The following is a 356-nucleotide window of genomic DNA, read 5'->3' on the forward strand; positions in this document are numbered from 1 at the left end:
TCACTTCAAGGTTATGACTCTTTAATTTCAGGAGATAGTCAAAATGGTTTTGTTATAACAAATACGAATACAGAAACTATAGATATTCCTGTAACTAAAAAATGGGTTGGAGATGCAGCCGAAAGTGTAACTGTTAGATTATTTGCAGATGGAGTTGAAATTAATTCAGTAAAGTTAACAAAAGATAATAATTGGAGTCATACTTTTGCTGGACTAACTAAGTATGATCAAACAACAGGAAATGAAATTAGTTACTCAATAAAAGAAGATGCTGTAGCAGGATATAATAGTGTTATTACAGGAAATGCTGAGTTAGGATTTACAGTTACAAATACTATTACAGGAAAAACTTCTGT

1 protein-coding gene is annotated in these 356 nt (G+C 30.6%); it reads left to right on the forward strand.

All coding sequences use genetic code 11. The annotated features are described in order from the left end of the window. On the forward strand, positions 1-356 hold a 356-nt coding region (locus EJJ37_RS19990), incomplete at both ends, for a Cna B-type domain-containing protein (RefSeq protein WP_133017140.1).

Origin of the sequence: Clostridium cuniculi (genome assembly GCF_004353185.1) — a bacterium.
Taxonomy (GTDB): Bacteria; Bacillota; Clostridia; order Clostridiales; family Clostridiaceae; genus Clostridium; species Clostridium cuniculi.